At 60.1% G+C, this 16211-nt stretch carries 9 protein-coding genes and 2 pseudogenes; 9 read left to right on the plus strand and 2 right to left on the minus strand.

All coding sequences use genetic code 11. The features are described 5' to 3' along the window. The first annotated feature begins 55 nt into the window (after positions 1-55). The 5 genes from MTR72_RS34290 (at position 56) to asnB (ending at position 5928) form a co-directional block, all read left to right on the plus strand. Positions 56-1315, plus strand: coding sequence for an NAD(P)-binding domain-containing protein (locus MTR72_RS34290; RefSeq protein WP_280966559.1), 1260 nt, complete (start codon positions 56-58; stop codon positions 1313-1315). Between the two features lie 1149 nt (positions 1316-2464). Beyond that, positions 2465-2617, plus strand: a complete 153-nt coding sequence (locus tag MTR72_RS34295; RefSeq protein WP_341511979.1) for a Rho termination factor N-terminal domain-containing protein — start codon at positions 2465-2467, stop codon at positions 2615-2617. 135 nt (positions 2618-2752) lie between these two features. Then, positions 2753-3721, plus strand: a complete 969-nt coding sequence (locus MTR72_RS34300) for a glycosyltransferase (protein ID WP_280966558.1) — start codon at positions 2753-2755, stop codon at positions 3719-3721. Between the two features lie 36 nt (positions 3722-3757). Next, positions 3758-3901, plus strand: a complete 144-nt coding sequence (locus MTR72_RS34305) for a hypothetical protein (RefSeq protein WP_280966557.1) — start codon at positions 3758-3760, stop codon at positions 3899-3901. 155 nt (positions 3902-4056) lie between these two features. Continuing rightward, positions 4057-5928: an asparagine synthase (glutamine-hydrolyzing) gene (gene asnB, locus MTR72_RS34310; RefSeq protein WP_341511969.1), complete on the plus strand. Its 1872-nt coding sequence runs from the start codon at positions 4057-4059 to the stop codon at positions 5926-5928. A gap of 96 nt (positions 5929-6024) precedes the next feature. Here asnB and MTR72_RS34315 read toward each other — a convergent pair whose 3' ends face one another. Both MTR72_RS34315 and MTR72_RS34320 read right to left on the minus strand, forming a co-directional pair. Beyond that, positions 6025-8226 (minus strand): WD40/YVTN/BNR-like repeat-containing protein, encoded by a 2202-nt coding sequence (locus tag MTR72_RS34315; protein ID WP_280966555.1) that lies wholly within the window; start codon positions 8224-8226, stop codon positions 6025-6027. Positions 8227-8245: 19 nt separating this feature from the next. Next, positions 8246-8397 (minus strand): annotated as a pseudogene (locus MTR72_RS34320) (phage integrase N-terminal SAM-like domain-containing protein); the annotation flags it as partial. A 561-nt stretch (positions 8398-8958) separates the two neighbouring features. On the opposite strand from MTR72_RS34320, the gene MTR72_RS34325 reads away from it, so the two are divergent. The 4 genes and pseudogenes from MTR72_RS34325 (at position 8959) to MTR72_RS34340 (ending at position 15909) form a co-directional block, all read left to right on the plus strand. Beyond that, positions 8959-11013, plus strand: coding sequence for a hypothetical protein (locus tag MTR72_RS34325; RefSeq protein WP_280966554.1), 2055 nt, complete (start codon positions 8959-8961; stop codon positions 11011-11013). Positions 11014-11726: 713 nt separating this feature from the next. Then, a pseudogene (locus MTR72_RS34330) lies at positions 11727-12035 on the plus strand (cysteine peptidase family C39 domain-containing protein); the annotation flags it as partial. A 174-nt stretch (positions 12036-12209) separates the two neighbouring features. Continuing rightward, positions 12210-14495: a type I secretion system permease/ATPase gene (locus MTR72_RS34335; RefSeq protein ID WP_445819666.1), complete on the plus strand. Its 2286-nt coding sequence runs from the start codon at positions 12210-12212 to the stop codon at positions 14493-14495. Beyond that, entirely contained in the window at positions 14482-15909 is a 1428-nt protein-coding gene (locus tag MTR72_RS34340; RefSeq protein ID WP_280966553.1) for an HlyD family type I secretion periplasmic adaptor subunit, read from the plus strand. Before MTR72_RS34335 ends, MTR72_RS34340 begins: the two co-directional genes overlap by 14 nt. The last annotated feature ends 302 nt before the right edge of the window (positions 15910-16211 follow it).

Below are 16211 nucleotides of genomic sequence, written 5' to 3' on the forward strand. Positions count from 1 at the left end.
GCCGTTTGGCAGGCGAGAACCCACGAGAGGTGTGACTTTGACTAGATCATGCGATGTGGCCATTGTCGGTGCTGGCCCCTTTGGATTGTCGGTTGCAGCACACTTGCGCAAACTCGGCGTTGATTGCCGTGTCATCGGAAGTCCGATGGCTAGTTGGAAAAACAACATGCCGAAAGGCATGCTGCTCAAATCCGCTGGGTTCGCATCAAACCTTTCTGATCCCGAGCAGGCCTTTACGCTGAGGCAGTTCTGCATCGAAGAGGGCAATCCTTATGACGATTTGGATCGTCCAGTTCCGTTGGAAACATTCTCGGCTTACGGGGTGGCGTTTCAACAGCGCTTCGTGCCGAATGTAGAACACGAGGAGCTCGTTTCCCTGATTCCAATTTCAGAAGGATTCGATCTTCGCATGAAGAGCGGACTGTGTTTCAGGGCGCACAAAGTGGTGATCGCAACAGGCCTAACCTATTTTCGCCATATCCCCGAGTCGCTCTCTCATCTGCCGAGCGATAAGCTCTCGCATTCCTCCGATGTTCACGAATTTCAGAGATTCCAGGGGCAGCGCGTCGCGGTACTCGGAGGCGGAGCATCCGCAATAGATATAGCGGTACTCTTGAACGAGGCAGTGGGAAACGTTCAACTTATCTACCGCAAGCCAACCATCATCTTCAGTGGCCCATGGGGCCGCTTGGGCTTGCACCCAGGTCAATGGCGGCCGGTATCCGGAATCGGTCCGGGTTGGAAACACTGGCTGTTCGCGGACTTACCTTGGCTGTTTCGCTACTTCCCCGAGTCCTATCGACTTGGGATAGCGGAAAAATTCCCCTCAGCGTCCGGAGGGTGGCCGATGAAGTATCGCGTAGCATCTGTCCCTTTACATCTCGGGCGCTCGTTGCGGGAGGCGAGAGTATCCGGGCATAGTGTGCAATTGCAATTGATCTCGATGGACGGCAGCTCCCAGATGGTGGAGGCAGATCACGTAATCGCGGCGACGGGCTATAGAGCCGATGTGCATCGTCTTGCGTTTCTAAGTTCTGCAGTTTTGGAGCGACTGCATCTTGTCGGGAAAACTCCGCGGCTGTCAGTGAATTTCGAATCGTCCGTCCCTGGATTGTACTTTGTGGGACATGCATCGACCACAACGTTTGGACCCGTAATGCGTTTCGTGTTTGGCGCCGATTTCGCATCTCGCAGGATATCGAGACATCTGGCGAGTGTGGCGCTTAGGCGAAGACCTGCGGTCGACATCTTCAGCACGGGGATGCCAGTGGACGCCCGTCCGGAAGCAGTCAAGGGAGATCGGTCTTCGCGATAGGACTGAGGCGTCATGCCCAATCAGGCAATAAATCCGCGGCAAAGCGCTGTAGCAGCCGATGGCGCACCAGCAGCTATAGTCTTGGGAGGAGGAATAAACGGCCTATCCGTCGTACGCAGCTTGGCCCGGGCAGGACTTCGCTCGGTAGTAGTCATTGACGCAAACGATGGGACAATGGGATCGCGATATGCGCGAACATTTACAGTTTCGACCTTTCACGGCGAAGATTTTGTGGAAGAACTGCTTCGACTAGGAAAAGGAATGCCTCATGGCGGTGTCATAATATTTACCGATGACCGCCCGCTTTTGACAGTGTCGCAGTACCGGAACCATGTAGCTCCCTTATTCGGTTTCCGACTTCCACCCCACGAACTGGTGGTCGATTTGACTCTGAAGCAACGGTTTTTCCGGCTGGCCGAGCGGGGTGGGTTTCCGGTGCCCAAGACCCTTTTGCTGCGCAACCAGATTGACTTGAAGGGCCTCCATTATCTTCGGCCTCCACTATGCGTGAAGCCGAACGGCCGTTCCCAAGCGTATGACGGCTCCTTTGAGAAGGCCTATCGCATCGAGTGCGAAGCCGATGCGCGGTCGCTCTGCGAGCGAGTGCTGGACAAGGTGGGGGAGGTGATTGTTCAGGAGTGGATCGAGGGGTCGAATGACTCCATCTACTTTTGCCTTTGCTACATCGGCCCGCGTTCCTCGGTTGCCTTTACGGGCCGCAAAGGCCGTTCTTGGCCGCCGCAGATCGGCCTGACCGCTAGTTGCTGGGCGGCGCCGGAAGTCGCCGAGGAGTTGGAAGATCTGACGATACGCTTCTTCCGATCAATCGGGTTTACGAACGGCTTCGCCAGCATGGAATACAAGCGCGATCAGCGTGACCGCGGCTTCCGGTTTGTCGAGCCAACTGTCGGGCGGACCGATGGACAGGTGGAGATCTCCGCACTCTGCGGCATCAATCTCTGTCATGTCGCTTATTGCGACGCCGCCGGTCAGCCTTGTCCACCACTCAATCTTGACCCAACCCATGTCTGGCGCGACGAATTTACGGATTTTATCTCGGCCCGAATCCTCGGCACCAGCTGTTTCTATCCACCACATCATCGGATTCACAACGCCTACTGGCGTTGGGACGATCCAGGTCCGGCACTACTGAAATCAGCAAGAGGTGTAAAAGCAAGACTGAAGGCCAAACTCGTTGCGCTCGCCGAAGACAATGGGGTCGAAAATGCCAGCACCATGCGCAAGCAGGAGCTGATGTTCGCAATTCTATCCGCAGTTCGAAAGCGAGCCGGCGCTATGTGACGTCCGTATTCTGATCGTCGCGGTGATGCACCGGAGCTTCCAAAATTTCGCTTTGGCAAGAAAGGAAAAGTTCATCGAGGTTTATCGCGAATTATCAGGCGCTCTCCTTCCAGGAGACACAAGGAGCAAGCTGCGATGATGGTGCTGCATGTTACGGGCGCATACCCTACTGAACAGAATCCGTCTGCGGGCGTTTTCATCTACACTCAGGTGGAGTCGCTGGTGAAGCTTGGGATTGATGTTGATGTTTGCCTGCTCAATGGCACTGGCATTGGCAAATATACGAAGGGTATTGCTGAAGTACGGAAGGCCCTGCGTTTGAGGCATTACGATATTGTTCATGCGCATTATATGTATTCAGGCTGGACTGCCAGATTCGCTACTATCCAGCCACTCGTTGTGTCTTTTATGGGTAACGATGTATATGGAGATTGCAACAAGTGGGGAGAATATCGATTCTCTAATCGAGTGTTGCACGGGCTATTCTCCCGTCTATTGTCGTACGCGACGGCTCACAATATTGCGAAGAGTGCCGGACTTGCAAAATATCTTCGCGCCAAAACAACGTCCATCATTTCCAATGGGGTGGATCTTGATATCTTCTATCCCAGAACGGTCGCTAAGCGCGAAGTGGGTCTAAAAGAAGACGAGCAGCACGTCCTTTTTGCAGGGAGGCCCTCAGCGGGGGGTTATAAGAGATACCCACTCGCCGAAGCGGCTTTTGAGTTGATTCGAAAATCCAATCCATCTGCCCGACTGGTCACGCTTGATAGGAGACCTCAACAAGAAGTAGCGCGATTCCTGAACGCCGTCGATTGTTTGCTCCTTACGTCCGCTCACGAGGGTTCTCCGAACATTGTCAAAGAAGCTCTTGCCTGCAATCTACCGATAGTTTCCGTCGATGTTGGCGATGTGGCCGAGCGAATTAAAGAGTTTGAAGGATGTTACATCGTATCTGACGAGCCGATCTTTATCGCGGAAGCTGTAGAGAAGGTACTGGTCCGTGGAAAGCGTCTGTCCGGCGGTTATGCCGCGGTCGATGAACTTTCGCTCGCAAGGGTCGCAAGGCGAATTCAATCTGTGTACGAGCAGGTTCTTTCGTGAAGCTACAGGAGCGAGTGGTTGGCGCGGGGCGCTCGTATGACGATCGTTGATGAACGGCACGCCGTCGACGACGAACGCTTCACCGCCGATGGTCACGCCGGCGCCACGTTGAAGAAAACAATTTGGAAAACTCTCCATATGAAAGGTATTAACGAAGAGCTTCGCGTATCCATCCGGTGAAGCTTTCAGTTGCCCACAAGTTCCCCTACGAAAATGGCGCCCAGCGCAATCCACGTAGGGCGCACCGGTGGGGCCAGGCGGAGGTGTTCCGCGCGCTCTGCCTGCGGCTGCGCGACGAGCAAGACGCTTCGAACTCCACTTGAAAGGGCTCCACCATGTGCGGCGTCTGCGGGCAGTTTAACTTCAGCAGCGGTGCGCTCGTCAGCGCTTCCACCATCGAAGCGATGATGGGCACGATTATCCACCGCGGCCCCGACGACGCCGGCCAGCATTTTGACGGGAATCTCGGCCTCGGTTTCCGCCGGCTGGCGATCATCGACCTGTCACCCGCTGGCCACCAACCAATGTCCGACCAAGCCCAGGCGGTATGGGTGGTCTTCAACGGAGAGATCTACAACTATCAGCAGCTCCGGCAGGAATTGCAGGGGCACGGCCACGTGTTTCGTTCCAACTGCGACACCGAGGTGATCGTGCACGGCTACAAGCAGTGGGGTGACGCCGTGCTGAACCGCTTCAACGGCATGTTCGGCCTTGCCATCTGGGACGTGAAAAAGCGCCGGCTGCTGCTGGCGCGCGATCCAATGGGCATCAAGCCGGTCTACTACGCAATCCGCAACGGATCGCTCGCTTTTGGTTCGGAGATCCGGCCGGTCTGCGTTGCTTTCGACGAACCTCCGGGCGTTGATCCCGAAGCCGTCGCTCTTTTTCTGCGCTATCGCTACACGCCGGCCCCGCGCACGATGTTCAAGGGTGTCCAGAAGCTCGCCGCGGGTGAAAAACTCGTCGTCGAAAACGGCCAGGTGCACGTCTTGCGCTACTACCAGTTCGCCCCGGAGCCATTCGCGCCGCAGCCCCGCCCGGAGGAGGCGACGGAAAGATTGGTCGAGCTCTACCAGGCGGCGATGAAACGGCATCTCATCAGCGACGTTCCGCTCGGACTGCTGCTCAGCGGCGGCCTGGACTCGGGCCTGTTGCTCGCTCTGATGAGCTTCTATGGCCGCGACTGGCACACGTTCAGCGTCGGGTATGGATCATCGTTCGCCGATGATGAGCTCGAGGATGCCGCCAAAACAGCCCGGACCTACGGGGCCAAGCACAACGCGATTCACCTCACCCGGGAAAAGTTTGAAGACGTCCTGCCCCGCATCGTGGACCTCCTCGAGGAACCGGTAGCCTCGCCGTCGATCGTGCCCATGTACTTCGTCTGCCAGCAGGCTCGTGAAAACGTGAAGGTAGCGCTTATCGGCCAGGGGCCGGATGAGCTGTTCGGCGGATACACCCGACACCTCGGCGTGCACTATGGCGCCGCCTGGCGCGCGCTGCCCGGCTGGTTGCGGGCACCCGGTGCCGCACTCGCGCGCGCCCTCCCGCGGAACGATACGATCAAGCGTGGCCTTTACTCGCTGCACGAGCCCGACCGCCTTCGTCGTTTCCAGCAGGTATTCTCCCTCGTTTCGGACAACGCGATGCAGAGGCTTTTTCGCCCCGAGCTGATCGCTGACGGGGAAACCACCGTGGCGGCCCGCTGCTGGGAGGAATACCGGCCGTCCTTCAAAAACCTGGACGACCTGAACGCCTTTCAGTTACTCGAGCTGCGCTCGTCGCTGCCGGATGAGTTGCTCATGTATGGCGACAAGCTGTCCATGGCGCACGCCCTCGAGGTTCGCGTGCCCTATCTCGATCGCGAAGTGGTCGAGTACGTGCAGCAATTGGGCGCGTCCTTCAAGGTGCGTCACGGCGTTCGCAAGTGGCTTCATCGCGAAGTGAGCAAGCGGCTGTTGTCGTCGGAAATAATCCATCGCAAGAAGCGCGCATTCGCGATGAATGTTGTCGATGGGTGGTTCCGCCAATCTCTCGACGGACGGATCCGACAATACCTGGCCGATCCGCAGTCACAGGTCTACCAGTTCCTGGAGCAGGCTGCTGTGCAATCCATGCTGGTTGACCACGCGGCAGGCCGGGCCGACCACCACAAGATACTATTTAGTGTCCTCATGCTGGAGCAATGGCTCCGCACGTCCGTCTGATACGGCGAACGCGACGTGTTATGAACAGGCTGGACGCCTTAAATGGCTCGCTAAGCGGTGTGGCAGCCCAAGGCTTAAATGAGCTGACAAAATCAGTCACTGCGCCCGCGGGCTTGGGACTGCATCAGACGGTACACCGTAGAAGACGCCCCGTCCGTCGGTCCCGATGTACACGCGGCCCCAGACCTGCCGGTCGCCCGCCATGGCCCCCGCTCCGTTCACGAAATCGCTCATCTGGTGCTGGGCGTCATTGATCAGAATCCAACTGATGCCCATGTCGTCGGATCGAAATATTCCCTTCGTGTTTTCTACTGTGCCGTAGAGAAAGACGGTCGGGACTTTCGACCCGTTCGGGGGCGCTCCGAAACTGAACATGAAGGCGTTCTGGACGTTAGCAACCTTGGCGAAAGTCTTACCTGCGTCCGACGAACGATAAAGGCCCGAGGCACCGTTGCTCATCCAAACCTCCCCTTTCATTCCTGGGGCGGCCTCTACAACTTGCTGTCGCCAGCCCAAAGACGGAATAGTCGAGATGCTCTCGAATGTCGCCGCACCATCGGTCGAGCCGTAGAAATGCCCGCTGTGGTAATCGTACAGGTAGAACTTGCTCCCATCTATGCGGTCCGCGGCCAGCGGCTTGTTCTTGGTCCAGTGGTGCGCTCCTTCGACGGCGCCCGATGGCGTTCCAATCGACTTCGTCCACGAGGCGCCCAGGTCCGTCGAGTAGTAGGGAACGCTTCCTTTCGGCAGCCACACGATCCGCCGTGACGTGGCCGAAACCGCCACCCGGCCGTCGAAGTCTCTATTTGGGTAGGATGAAAAGGCCGTGAAGGTCTGCGCATTGTCGATGGAGTAGCCACCAGCCGGCGAGGTGTTTCCAGCATGAGAATGTCCCACCCGCACGACGAAGTTTGGATCCGCCTCCTCGAAATCGATTCCGGTGGAGGATCCGAAGGGCGTATATCCCATCTCGTTGGGCGGTGGCGTGGTGAGAGAGGCGTTTCGGAACCCTATATGGTCAGCCACAGCTGAGAGCAGTGGAGCGCCCCGGGGCGGGGACTTGACGTCGAAGACGACCATCTCTTCCAGCCCATTTACGTGGCTCTGCCAAATCTGGCGCTTCGCGGTGATATCGTCAGTGCGCCACACCCCACCGGTGTCCGTGAACCAGACCCGCTTCGGATCGCTGGGATCAACTACCATCGCCGACGGCCCATCCGCGAACTCGCTGTTGGGCAGCCACGGGACCGAAGAAGTGGCGCTCACGTTCCAAAAGGTCCAACCGGTGCCGCCATTCGTGGAGCGGTACCAGCCGTAGTTGCTCTCCATCACCACCACTACGTTTGGATTGGTCGGGTCAACGCTGATGGCCGAAAAGTTGCGCCTCTGCTGAGACGGCGAGATGTTGGTCCAGGCGCCCCCGGAAAATTTCGCGACGCCGCCATCGTGGGTCACGTAGAGGGTTCCATCAGAGGCGATGGCTTCACGGTGAGGGTCAACTGGGCTGCCGGCCATGACCGCCCACGAGAGCCCTGCGTCCGTGCTTCGGTAGACTCCCTGGCCACGTACAGCGGCATAGATTGTTGAAGAAGGCGATCCCGCCCTGCCTGTCGTGCGATCGATGGCCACGAAGGTGATCCCGATTCCCGCCGTGCCTTTTGGAAGACTCTCGACCCGCTGCCAACTTGCTGCGGCGTTGGTGCTCTTCCACAAACCGTCGTTGCGTGAACCAAAGTAAAGGACGTTGCCGTCGTTCGGATCTACAATCAAGCGCTCCCCGTTGAGCGCGCCGGGGAAATCGTTGCCGTTCATTACGACGTTCAGATTAGTGCGCTCCCATGTCTTGCCTTGATCCGTAGACTTAAGCACATCCCACGGTCCGCCGGGCCACGAATTGAACATCCCGGCAGCGAAGTAGACGTTGTTGGGGTTCGATGGATCGATAGCGATACTTTCTCCGCCGAATAGATTCTCCTGCGAGAGTGGGAGCCAATCGAGCAAAGGAATCCACTGCTGGTTGGCAGCATCCCACCGATAGCATCCACCGACATCGGTGCGGATGTAGAGCAAGTTGGGGGCGGACGGATGCGCGACAATCCCGGTGACGTACCCACCGCCACCCCACTTCACGTTTGTCCAGGTGTATGGCTCGCTCTTGACAGTGCCTGCATGCCCGGCGATCAGGCTCGAAGCGGCCAGCAGCGTTCCTAGACACGCTCGATGAATGAACCATGCGGTCCAGGCAGCCTTTGCCTGGGGCAGGTATCTTCCGGCCCGCTCACCAGTGCCGCGCGCCATCAACGGATCGCACCGCCTAGTCTTCCAGGCCCAAACGATCAGGGGGGAGCGGCCAAAATACCGGCTGAACTTCGATACCGCGTTGACGTCCGATCGCTGTGTCGCCGGCGACAGATTGCGGACCGTCATATTCTCGATCATGCGGCGGCGAAGAGGGCTGATCTCAACCATCGGAGAACCTCCTGTCAAAAGGTTTCGCGCCTCGAGAACCCTCAATCCTCTCAGACACCAGCCAAGCGGCGCTACCGCTTAGCTGCCGCGCAAGCGGCTTCGTTGTGTCCCGGGCGGCCTCCACGGGGCTAACCATAAAGGCTCGGAGAAATCTTTCGAATTGGCGACTTCGTTTTTGCAAGCTCAAGATCATGCGTCGCTTTCCGAATATCGGTGGCCGACATCGGATCGGTCAGGATCCGTAAGGAGGCATCGGGCGATCGCCGCCGAAGGCAAGCTTTGCTGCGAGTCAATCGAAGGAGTTCAAACCGCAATCTGCAGGGGTATCGCAGACGCGACCGACGATTCTACGCGCAATTCCAGGCATGTCGAGCGGCGGCGCCGACTCCGGTTCATTCGTAGGAAAAGCCGTTGTTCGGCTGTCTGTCCGTCCCATTCGGACCAAAGTTCGAACAAACTGAGAGGTAAAACGCAGGTAGCGCGGCGCCAACCGCTCAAGAGGTCGAGCGTCTCGGTACGTTACCAGGCTCTTGATGCGCCAAACCACAAGGAAAGGATAGCATGTCGTTCGATTTGTCTTCTGCTCCGTTTTCGTCGGACTCGCTTTGGAATCAGCAGGTCCCGACAGGAGCAACATATACGCGGATCAACTGGCCCGGCTCGACCGGATGGAACTACGACGTAGGCTCAACGCCGCCAGTCTACGTCGCCTCGTCGTCGGATCCGGTTGTGCAGGTATCTGTTCCCGAAAGCTGGGGATGGCCCGGCGGGACCGTCAGCGTCCATATGCCGGCCGGGGCGACCGGCGGGACCGGCACCGACGCTGCATTCGTAGTCATCGACGGCGACACCGCCTACAATTTCTGGCAATTCGACCGCACGAGCAACACGACCGCGACCGCCCAGTCGTATGGTAAGGCGAACGTGGTCACGGACACCGGTTGGGGCGCCAACTCGCAAGGCGCAGGCATCGTTGCCGCCGGCGCGAGCGAGCTCGGCGGGCTTCTTGTCCAGGCGCAGACGGACACGGGCACGATCAATCATGCCCTGCAGATCGCCCTCGACAGCTCGCTCTTGAAGCCAGGCTACACCGGCCCCGCAATTGCCGGCGACGGCGTCAATCCCAACGGCACCGTGCAGGAAGGCCAGCTTCTGGCCATTCCGCCCGGAACGCCGATGCCCTCCGGCCTTTCGCAGCTCGGCCAGGAGGTGTTCCGCGCCCTCCAGCAATACGGCGCCTACGTCATCGACAATGGAGTCGACCAGACCGCCATTCGCGCCCAGGGCAACGCCTATGATGCGGCGACCATGAATTCCCTCCGTCTGGACTTGAATTCGGTCCTTCCAATGCTCCAAGCGGTGAGCGGGGGCTCGCCAACCCCGACTACCCCGACTGCGCCGACTACCCCAACGACTCCAACCGACCCCGTCAACGTCGCGCCGACAGTGACCCAGGCCTCCGCTTCACCGGGGACGGGAGTCGAACATGTCGGCGATACCGTCACAATGAAGCTCGGCTTCAGCGAGGCCGTGACCGTCACCGGTACGCCTACGCTGTCGCTCAATGATGGCGCTAAAGCCACCTATGTGAGCGGCAACGGGACGAACGCGCTCACCTTCAAGACGACCGTCGCGTCGACCGACACCGATACTTCGGCGCTCGCCATCACTGGGGTCAATCTCCCGAACGGCGCGAGCATCAAGGATTCCGGCGGTCTCGCAGCTAACCTCTCCGGCGCGGTGAAAACGTTCTCCGGTCTTCAGATCTCGACCGCATCGACCACGCCAACGACCCCGACCACTCCAACGACGCCGACCACCCCAACGACGCCGTCAACTCCGTCGACCCCGTCCGTGACTACGCCGGTCCTCTCGGTCGCGGATAACTCTCTCTGGGTGGCCGGGAGAGGCGGCCAGGTCGACCTCGGGACAACGGTGACAACGACTGACCCCAATGATCAGGTCACCCTGAACATCAAGGGGCTGCCGAGATACGAGACGATTACCACCAGCGATGGCACCAAATTCAGGGGCAGCAACATCACCTTGACCTCCGCGCAGGTCGACGGCGGACTGACGCTGACATCGTCGTACAAGGGCGGCGGTCAGCCGGTCGCAAACCTCACGCTGACCGCAACCGCAAAGGACCCGATCACCGGCGACGTGGCGTCATCGACGCCGCAGACTATCACCGTGACGGATCCTCAAGTGCGGACCACCACGAACCAGACTGTGACAAATCCTTCGTCGTCGACCGGCACGGATACAGGTGAGTCAGACCATGGCGTTGGATGGCAGAGCCAGCATCGCGGCTCGGTCGCGAGCGGTGGGACCACCACGACGCGCACGAGCCAGGGGTCTGCTCTGTTTAGCGAGATCAGGGATCTGGTCGCCAACAGAGGCGTTGCGACCTCTGCGTCGCCGATCACAGCGGCAGATAGCTCGCATGCGAGCGGCTCGACTGCATCGTCGCTGGCAAGCCAGAGCTTTGCACTGCTGAACCAGCATCTGGCGGGTAACACCGGTCGGGTCGACCCCGGTCAGATCATGGCACCCGTGTCGAATGCCAACACCTGGGCACAGGGCTCGTCGTTCCTGACCAGACCTCAACATTGATTCACTGCCGCACCTAGTCGCTTGGCGCCTAGGTGCGGCACCATCAGCCTTGGACCGTCAGCAATGCATGAGAAGCAACATCGAACGCGGCCATAGCCGCGAAGGGTTCGATTGTCACTTACACGCGTTCGTCTCGGCTGGCTCACTCGGTCGCGAACTTTCCGCAACGCCGACACCGACGCAATCTGACAGAAAAATCGATCGTGTGTCTTCCGGCGAATTGGGCATGTGTCGGCGCAACATACGTGGCTCCTGCATACGTGTGTATAAATCACATTCTGAAAGTTTTTTCGCCATTTTTGCTCATTAACCAACCGGCCAGCAGTTGGGGGGCAAGCTTCCAAAATCCCACTGCTTTGAAATCCCCTCGCGGTTCGAGGCTGCAATGCTTTGAAATCTGCTCGTGGTCTAGGCTGCGAGCATGCGGTATGTCGCGCGCCTTCGCGATGCGCGGCAGTGGAATTCCCCGTCTTCAACTCCACCTGCCAAGAAGGTCGTGGAGTGTCCACACGTGCGCTGGCCGGTAGCACCGGCCGGGTCGATCCGTTCGAATGGCGCCATCTGTCAGGCCCCGTCCGGCCAGGCCTCAGCACGGATCCGCTTCCGCAGCCAGGCACCCGACCTCCGGGTGCGGCACCGCGAGTTTTGGAAATGCATGAGAAGGAACATCAAACGCGGCCGAGTAGCCGCGGAGGGTTGAGTAAGAAATGGCGATGCAGAACGGAAATGCCCACGCCGCAGATCAAGGGCTTCGAGCCCTGGCTCTGTTCCTGCGCCTTCATGGCGTGAACGCCGAGCCCGAGCAGCTCCGCGATCACTGCGGCAGCCGTGAGATCGGCATCCGCGCTATGCTTCGCTGTGCGCGCGAGCTCGGGGTCGAGGTCCGCTCGCGCACGACGCGCTGGAAGCGACTTGCGGATTTCCAACTGCCGGGAATCGCTTCGCTCCGTGATGGTGGATTCCTGCTTCTCGGCAAGATCGACGGTCAGGCGGCCCTCGTGCTGCATCCAGCCGCGTCGCGTCCGAAGGTCATGACGCGCGCGGAATTCGAGGAAGTCTGGGACGGCCGTCTGATCCTGCCCGGATCACGGAACCTCGCGGAACGGGTGCTCCACTCCCTTGCCGGCATGAGCGGCGGCGTGCGTGAACTGGCGCGCCGCGCCGTCGATGCCGCGACGCGCGCCCGGCGTCCCTTGATGCGTACCCGGGATATCCTGACGCGCGCGCGCGATCCCTTGATGCGCACACGGGATGTCTTGATACGCGCCCGCGATACGCTGATGCGCGCGCCTACGGCCGATCGAAGCGATAGTGTGGCCGCCTCAACGAACGATCAATTCCGGGCGGCGAGCGGGGAGTCCGGGAGCGGCGACGAATCGGGCCTCATCGCGGTGACTATCCTGCTGCGCTGCCACGGCATCGCGGCCGACCCGGATCAGATTCGGCATCGGATGGGTACGGCGAGGGTCGGCGTTGCCGAGATTCTGCGCTGCGCAAAGGAGTTCGGGGTCAAGGCACGGATACAGAAGACGAGCTGGAATCGGCTCGCGGTGACTCCGCTGCCCGGGATCGCGGTGCTACGTGACGGGGGATACCTGATCCTTGGCAAGGTGATCGATGACGGTCTCCTGGTTCAGCGCCCGATGTCTCCCCGGCCTGAAACAATGACGCAGGCCGAATTGGAAGCCATCTGGGACGGCGACGTCATCCTGATGGCCCGGCGCGCGTCCCTGACCGATCTCGCCCGGCGCTTTGATCTCGGCTGGTTCGTCGGTGCGGTCCACAAATATCGCCGCCTCCTCGGCGAGGTGCTGGTCGCGTCCTTCTTTCTCCAGGTCTTTGCCCTCATCTCACCGCTGTTCTTCCAGGTCGTCATCGACAAGGTGCTCGTACATCGAAGCATGAGCACGCTCGACGTGCTGGTCATAGGCCTGGTCGTGCTGACCGTGTTCGAAACCGTTCTGGGCACGCTGCGTGTCTATCTGTTCGCGCACACGACGAACCGCATCGACGTCGAGCTCGGCGCGCGGCTCTTCCGTCATTTGATGGCCTTGCCGATCGCCTATTTTCAGACCCGCCGGGTTGGCGATTCGGTCGCACGCGTGCGTGAGCTGGAGAATATCCGTCAGTTCCTGACAAGCTCGGCGCTCACGCTCGTGGTCGATCTCCTGTTCACCTTCGTCTTCCTTGCGGTGATGTTCTATTACTCGACGACGTTGACGGTGATCGTCATGGCGTCGTTCCCGTTCTACATCGGCATCTCTGCGGGAGCTGCCCCGCTGTTTCGCCGACGCCTCGATGAGAAGTTCAATCGCGGCTCCGAGAATCAGGCCTTCCTGGTCGAGAGCGTCACGGGCGTCGAGACGTTGAAGGCAATGGCGGTCGAGCCGCAGATGCAGCTCCGCTGGGAGGAACAGCTCGCCGCCTATGTGGGCGCGAGCTTCCGCGTGCTCAGCCTGAACAACACAGCGAGCCAGGCGGTCCAGATGATCAACAAGCTGGTCGTCGCCACGACGCTTTACTTCGGCGCCAGGTTGGTGATCGGCGGTGATCTGTCCGTCGGCGAGCTCGTCGCGTTCAACATGCTTGCCTCGCACGTGAGCACACCGGTGCTGCGCCTCGCGCAGCTCTGGCAGGATTTCCATCAGGCCCGTTTATCGATCGATCGCCTCGGTGACATTCTCAACACCATTCCCGAGCCGAACTTCAATCCAGGTCGCGCCGCGCTGCCGCCTATCCGCGGGCAGGTGACGTTCGAGCACGCGACCTTCCGCTACCGCGTCGACGGTCCCGAGGTGCTGCACGACATCTCGTTCAACGTCGAGCCCGGTCAGGTCGTTGGCGTCGTAGGCTCCTCCGGCTCGGGAAAGAGCACAATCACCAAGCTGATCCAGCGTCTCTATGTGCCGGAAAGCGGCCGCGTGCTGGTCGACGGCGTGGACCTCGCGATGGTCGATCTGGCCTGGCTTCGACGTCAGATCGGCGTCGTCCTGCAGGAGAACGTGCTGTTCAACCGCTCCATACGCGAGAACATCGCGCTCGCCGATCCGGCCATGCCGATGGAGCGCGTGATTGAGGCAGCCACGCTCGCCGGCGCTCATGACTTCATCCTAGAGCTTCCCGAGGGCTACGACACCATCGTCGGCGAACGGGGCAGCAGCCTGTCCGGCGGGCAACGCCAGCGCGTTGCGATCGCGCGCGCACTCATTACCGACCCGCGCATCCTCATCCTCGACGAGGCAACCAGTGCGCTCGATTACGAAAGCGAGCGCGCCATCCAGCAGAACATGAGGCGAATTGCCGCCGGCCGGACCGTGTTTGTCATCGCGCATCGGCTCTCGACCGTGCGCAATGCGAACCGGATCATCACGCTCGAGCATGGCCGCATCGTCGAGGACGGCAGCCATGATGAGCTGATCCGTTCGAACGGGCGTTACGCAAACCTTCATTATCTACAGGCCGGGATCCATGACATCCGCTAGCCGAAACATCATCGCATTTCCGCGAACCGAGGTTCGCCGCCGCGAGCAGGAAATTGCCTTCTTGCCGGCGGCGCTCGAGATCACGGAATCGCCGCCGTCGCCGGTCGGACGCGCGATCGCGGCGAGTATCATCGCGATGTTCTGCATCGCATTGGTGTGGGCGGCATTCGGCACCGTCGATATCGTTGCGACCGCAACAGGCAAGATCGTGCCGAGCGGACGCACCAAGCTGATCCAGCCGTTCGAGACCGGCGTTGTCCGTGCCATCCACGTTCGCGACGGACAGAGCGTCAAGGCCGGCGATGTCCTGATTGAGCTCGACCCGACGATGACGGAGGCCGACCAGGAACGCCAAAGAGCCGATCTCGCTGCGGCCGAACTCGACGTCGCGCGCCTACGCGCGGCGCTCGCGGAGGATCCGCTTGCCGCATTCCGGCCGCCGCAGAGCGCGGGCGCCGCGGAGATCGAGATGCATCGTCAGTTTTTGATCAGCCAGCGTGCCGAACAGAATGCCAAGCTCGCCGAGATCGAGCGCCAACAAGGCCAGAAGGAAGCGGAACGGGCGACCACGTTGGCGAGCGTCGCGAAGCTGCAGACGACGATACCGGTGCTGCAGGAGCGCGTCGACATTCGCAAGAATCTCGTCGACAAGGCACTGGCATCGAAGGTCGTCTATCTCTCCGAATATCAGGAGCTGGTTGGCCTCCAGCAGGATCTCGTCCTGCAGCAGAGCCGGCTGCACGAAGCCGATGCGGGTATCGCACTTCTGAAGGAGACGAAGGACAAGACCGCCGCAGAGTATCGGCGCGCGACCTATGATGCACTCGCGAAAGCCGAGCAGAAGGCAGCGAGCGTTCAGCAGGAAGTGATTAAGGCCGAGAAGCGCACGAAACTCCAGCAGTTGACTGCACCTGTCGATGGCGTCGTGCAGCAGCTTGCCGTTCACACGGTGGGAGGCGTGGTGACGCCAGCCCAGGCGCTGGCCGTGGTGGTGCCGAGCGAGAGCCAGCTCGAGATCGAGGCCATGCTCTCAAACCGCGATATCGGATTCGTGCAACCGGGCCAGAAAGTGGAGATCAAGGTCGACACGTTTAACTTCACGCGCTACGGGCTTCTCCATGGCGATGTGCTCAGCGTGTCGTCGGACGCCATCACGCGCGATCGGCCACAGGGCGGCTCGAATGACCGGGCGGTGGGCTCGGCGCAAGGTAGCAGCGAGCCGAAAGGCCAGGAGCTGGAATATGCCGCGCGCATTTCGTTCGACCGGACGCACATGCAGATCGAGGACAAGCTCGTCAAGCTCAGTCCCGGCATGGCGGTGACGGTCGAGATCAAGACCGGCGCGCGCAGGATCATTAGCTACCTGCTCTCACCTCTGGCGAAATACAAGCAGGAATCCCTGCGGGAGCGGTAGAGCCGGCGTCTTTGGGGGTGCAGGGCGTCATAGCCGACTCGGGCTACTGGCGCGGTGTAAACGTGACGTTAGAACGCCGCGCCGAACAAACAAAGCCGTCCGGCTTGGGCGGGGAAAAGCGCCAGCTTCTCCACTCCCGCCATTCGGCCTCGCTCGCGCGCTGCGAAATGGCGCTCAAGCTTCAATGCTTGCGGAGCTTGATTTTGTCGTGCAAAATCAGCCGTTGTGGGGGCGGAAGCGGTAAAGCTTGCAGTCGCTCTTGCGGTGCTCCACCCGCCAGCGCGTTCAGCCTGCTGTCTATT

This window comes from Bradyrhizobium sp. ISRA442, from assembly GCF_038085055.1.
GTDB lineage: Bacteria > Pseudomonadota > Alphaproteobacteria > Rhizobiales > Xanthobacteraceae > Bradyrhizobium.

Coding starts and splice junctions, on each gene's coding strand:
- MTR72_RS34300 (WP_280966558.1), top strand. CDS start 2,753: ATGATGGTGCTGCATGTTACGGGCGCATACCCTACTGAACAGAATCCG.
- MTR72_RS34305 (WP_280966557.1), top strand. CDS start 3,758: ATGACGATCGTTGATGAACGGCACGCCGTCGACGACGAACGCTTCACC.
- asnB (WP_341511969.1), top strand. CDS start 4,057: ATGTGCGGCGTCTGCGGGCAGTTTAACTTCAGCAGCGGTGCGCTCGTC.
- MTR72_RS34315 (WP_280966555.1), bottom strand. CDS start 8,226: ATGGCGCGCGGCACTGGTGAGCGGGCCGGAAGATACCTGCCCCAGGCA.
- MTR72_RS34325 (WP_280966554.1), top strand. CDS start 8,959: ATGTCGTTCGATTTGTCTTCTGCTCCGTTTTCGTCGGACTCGCTTTGG.
- MTR72_RS34335 (WP_445819666.1), top strand. CDS start 12,210: ATGCGTACCCGGGATATCCTGACGCGCGCGCGCGATCCCTTGATGCGC.
- MTR72_RS34340 (WP_280966553.1), top strand. CDS start 14,482: ATGACATCCGCTAGCCGAAACATCATCGCATTTCCGCGAACCGAGGTT.